Annotated in this window: 5 protein-coding genes; 1 reads left to right on the forward strand and 4 read right to left on the reverse strand. The window is 65.6% G+C overall.

Going from position 1 to position 3,910, the window contains the following annotated elements; all coding sequences use genetic code 11:
- Positions 1-50: 50 nt before the first annotated feature.
- Positions 51-707 carry a L,D-transpeptidase gene (locus LL06_RS23715; RefSeq protein ID WP_035532900.1) on the reverse strand — a complete coding sequence of 219 codons (657 nt, stop codon included), beginning with the start codon at positions 705-707 and terminating at the stop codon, positions 51-53.
- A gap of 204 nt (positions 708-911) precedes the next feature.
- On the opposite strand from LL06_RS23715, the gene LL06_RS23720 reads away from it, so the two are divergent.
- On the forward strand, positions 912-1,394 hold the full coding sequence (locus tag LL06_RS23720) for an MmcB family DNA repair protein (protein WP_035532907.1): 483 nt from the start codon (positions 912-914) through the stop codon (positions 1,392-1,394).
- Between the two features lie 18 nt (positions 1,395-1,412).
- Here the strand turns inward: LL06_RS23720 and LL06_RS23725 are convergent, their stop codons facing one another.
- From LL06_RS23725 to LL06_RS23735, 3 genes are all read right to left on the reverse strand, one after another.
- Positions 1,413-1,982 (reverse strand): ActR/PrrA/RegA family redox response regulator transcription factor, encoded by a 570-nt coding sequence (locus LL06_RS23725; protein WP_035532902.1) that lies wholly within the window; start codon positions 1,980-1,982, stop codon positions 1,413-1,415.
- Between the two features lie 63 nt (positions 1,983-2,045).
- Positions 2,046-3,386: an ActS/PrrB/RegB family redox-sensitive histidine kinase gene (locus LL06_RS23730; RefSeq protein ID WP_052161870.1), complete on the reverse strand. Its 1,341-nt coding sequence runs from the start codon at positions 3,384-3,386 to the stop codon at positions 2,046-2,048.
- A gap of 56 nt (positions 3,387-3,442) precedes the next feature.
- Positions 3,443-3,910, reverse strand: a 468-nt coding sequence (locus LL06_RS23735) for an ATP-dependent helicase C-terminal domain-containing protein (RefSeq protein ID WP_035532905.1), incomplete at its 5' end; no start/stop codon positions are given.

The raw sequence follows: 3,910 nt of genomic DNA on the forward strand, positions 1-3,910 counted from the left end.
CCCGCCCGGATCGCTCCGGGCGGGTTTTTTGACAGACAATCAGGCCGGAGCTACTGCTTAACGACCACCCGCGCGCCCTTGCCGGGGCGGACGCGGTTGTAGAGATCGATGATGTCCTGGTTGATCAGGCGGATGCAGCCCGAAGACGCCGCCGTGCCGATGGACTTCCATTCGGGCGTGCCATGCAGGCGGAACAGCGTGTCCTCGCCCTTCTCGTTGAACAGATAGAGAGCGCGGGCGCCCAGCGGGTTGGTCAGACCCGGCTGCATGCCGCCGTCACCGTATTTGGCGAGCTCGGGCTTGCGGTCGATCATTTCCTTGGGCGGCGTCCAGGTCGGCCATTCCTGCTTCCAGGCAATATAGGCTTCGCCTTCCCAGGCAAAACCCGCCTTGCCGACGCCGATGCCGTAGCGGACAGCCTTGCGGCCGGGCAGCACGAAATAGAGGAAGCGGTTGGGCGTGTCGACGATGATGGTGCCCGGCTTCTCCGTGGTGCCGTAGGAGACGATCTGGCGGTGGAACCGCTTGTCGACCTTGCTGATCGGAACGGCCGGAACCGAATATCCCGAATCCTTGATCGTGCCGTATTCCGAGGTAAAGATCTGAGCGGTGGCGCCGGAGGCCCCGTCCTCGGTGCTCGAAGAGCAGCCGGCAAGCGCCAGTGCTGCAACCAGCCCTGCGATGGTGAGCGAAAAACGAATTGTCATTGTGGGATCTTCCAAGCGTAATGGTTGGCGCGGACTCTGATTCGCACTCAACATGGCGACGGTTATTTTAAACAAACCCTAACTGTGCAACTGTGTTTGTGAAAAAACCGCCGTCTTTTCCGCGCATTGTCGTAGGGCATTGCTTTTGTGCAACAAACAGCGGCCTGCCGCCGCATTGTGCCGCGGTCAGGAGGTATGACGATCATGCCCATCATCTCGCTCCACTCGGACAATCCGCTGATCGACGGGCGTCAATCCGACCGGGCGCTGATGGTGCGCCGCGGTGTGCAGCGGCTGTTTTTCGATCTCCGTCTGTCGATGGTGCCCGAACTGCCTCTGGCCTCCGGACGGCGCGCCGATCTGGTGGCGCTGGGCGCGACAGGCGAAATCTGGATCGTGGAGATCAAGTCCTCGATCGAGGACTTCAGGTGCGACACCAAATGGCCCGACTACCGCCAGCATTGCGACCGGCTGTTCTTCGCCACCCATCCCGGCGTGCCCGCGGATCTGTTCCCCGAAGACTGCGGCCTGATCGTCGCCGATGACTGGTCGGGCCATCTGGTGCGGGACGCGCCCGAACACAGGCTTGCCGCCGCGACCCGCAAGGCCCTGCTGCTCAGGTTCGCCCGCGCCGCTGCCGATCGCCTGCTGCAGGCGGAATTGCTGGCGGGACAGCCGGTCTTCTGACCTGGAGTGCCGCCGATCTCAGCGCGGCGCGCGCTTGGCGAGGATCCGCTGCAGGGTGCGGCGGTGCATGTTGAGCTGCCGCGCGGTTTCCGAGACATTGCGTTCGCACATCTCGTAGACCCTCTGGATATGCTCCCAGCGGACCCGGTCGGCCGACATCGGGTTCTCCGGAACTTCCGCCCGCTCGCCCGGCTTGCGGGTCAGCGCCGCGAACACCTCGTCGGCATCGGCGGGCTTGGCCAGGTAATCGATCGCCCCGAGCTTCACCGCGGTCACCGCTGTTGCGATGTTGCCGTAGCCGGTCAGCACGATGATGCGGGTGTCGTCGCGGCGTTCGCGAATGGCCTCGATCACATCGAGGCCGTTGCCGTCCTGGAGCCGCATGTCGACCACGGCGTATTTCGGCGTGTTGCGCTTGGCCTTGGCGAGCCCCTCGGCCACGCTCTCGGCGATCTCGACCGTGAACCCGCGGGCTTCCATGGCGCGGGCGAGCCGGCGCAGAAACGGCCCGTCATCGTCCACAAGCAGAAGCGTTGCGTCCGGTCCGATGGCCTGTGGTTCCGTAGAATTGGCGATGTCGTCGGTCATGATCCACCTTCATTCCGGGCGCGCGATTCGGCCTGTATCTCCGATTTAATGCCCTTTTGCAATTTATCCAGTTCCGGCCGGGGTTTCCGGCGGCTGGCTTGACCCGAACAGGTCCATTTTCTCCCGTGGCCAGGTGACCTGGACATGGGCGCCGGTCTGCGGCGGCGACTTGTTGGAAAACTTGAGCTGCGCGCCCGAACGTTCAAGCAGGGTCTTGGCGATGAACAGGCCGAGCCCCAGCCCGCCGCCTTTCTCCCGGTCCAGCCGATTGCGCCGGTTCATGAAGGGCACCCCGATCTGGGTGAGAACGTCGGGCGCAAATCCCGGCCCGTCGTCCTCGATGATGATCTCGACCCGGTCCCGGCCGTGCGATACCGTCACCGTCACGGTCTCCTGGGCGAAGTCGACGGCGTTCTCGATCAGGTTGCCCAGGCCGAACAGGATGCCGGGATTGCGGCGGCCGATCGGTTCGCGCATCTCGCTGTCGCCGTGAACGACATGGATGGCGATGCCGAATTCGCGGTGCGGCGCGATCACTTCCTCGATCAGCGAGCCCAGCGGCAGTCTCACCATATGCGCCTCGTCCTCGGCGGTCAGCGACGACAGGCGTCTGAGAATGTCGCGGCAGCGTTCGCTCTGGCTGCGCAGCAGCATCAGGTCATCGGTGAATCGCGGATCGCCGGCCAGCGCCTTTTCCATTTCCTTGGCCACGATCTGGATGGTCGCCAGCGGCGTTCCGAGCTCGTGCGCCGCCGCCGCCGCCAGCCCGTCGAGCGCCGACAGATGCTGTTCGCGCTGCAGCACCAGCTCCGTCGCCGCCAGCGCGTCGGCCAACTGATTGGCCTCTGCGGAAACCTGGAACGAATAGAAGGCGGCAAAGGCCGTGGTCGAGACGATGGCGATCCAGGCGCCGGCGATCAGCAGATAGGGCACCTCGAAGTCGCTGCCGGGGAACCAGGGCAGCGGCAGCGAGAAGAACGCAAGAAGCGTGACGATCGCCACCGACAGCGCGCCGAGGCTGAGCGTGTGGCGCACCGGCTGCGAGGCCGAGGAAATGATCACCGGCACGCACAGGAGCACCGAGAACGGATTGGCGAGCCCCCCGGTCATGAACAGGAGGCCCGACAATTGCGCCACGTCGAAGGACAGGATCGCCGTGGCAGCCAGCGGCGGCAGCCGGTGCGCGGCCGGGAAGCGGACGGAGAGAAACAGGTTCAGCACCGCCGAGCAGGCGATCAGCGCGAAGCAGGCCAGTTCCGGGAGCTCGAACCCGTAGCCATGGGCAACGATCAGCACCGTGGCGCTCTGGCCGAGCACCGCCAGCCACCTGAGCCGGGTCAGCGTCTGCAGCCGGAGCCGGTGCCGGATGGAATGATCATCGAGAAAGGACGGAAAAACGGTCATGGGTTCTGACCTAACCCATCTGGCCGGGGATCGCCAAGATGTTTTGCCGCCGCCATCTAGGCGCCGCGCGGCTTGGCGCGCCGGGTGGGATCGGCTTCGGCGGGATTGTCAGGCCAGGGGTGGCGCGGATATTTCCCGCGCATGTCGGCGCGCACGTCGGCCCAGGAACCCGACCAGAACCCGGGCAGGTCGCGCGTGGTCTGGATCGGCCGGTGCGCCGGCGACAGCAGTTCCAGCGTCAGCGGCAGCCGCCCGCCGGCGATCGCCGGATGCTGCCTCTCGCCGAACAGTTCCTGCACGCGGATCGCCACCACCGGGCTGTCCTCGTCATAGCGGATCGGCAGCCGCGATCCGGTCCGCGCCTCGTAATGGGTCGGCGCCAGGCGTTCGATCTCGCCGCGCGCGCCTGCTCCGCACAGCGACAGCAGGCCCTGGTTCAGCCCGTCCCGGTCGATCGCCTTGAGCGAGGTGATGCCGGGCTGGTAGGGCGCGAACCAGGTCTCCAGTGTCTCCAGCAGGGCCTG

The organism is Hoeflea sp. BAL378, from assembly GCF_000759435.1.
Classification (GTDB): Bacteria; Pseudomonadota; Alphaproteobacteria; order Rhizobiales; family Rhizobiaceae; genus Hoeflea.

Bases quoted from the DNA above. Each gene is read 5' to 3' on its own strand.
- LL06_RS23720 (WP_035532907.1), top strand. From the start codon at position 912: ATGCCCATCATCTCGCTCCACTCGGACAATCCGCTGATCGACGGGCGT.
- LL06_RS23715 (WP_035532900.1), bottom strand. From the start codon at position 707: ATGACAATTCGTTTTTCGCTCACCATCGCAGGGCTGGTTGCAGCACTG.
- LL06_RS23730 (WP_052161870.1), bottom strand. From the start codon at position 3,386: ATGACCGTTTTTCCGTCCTTTCTCGATGATCATTCCATCCGGCACCGG.
- LL06_RS23725 (WP_035532902.1), bottom strand. From the start codon at position 1,982: ATGACCGACGACATCGCCAATTCTACGGAACCACAGGCCATCGGACCG.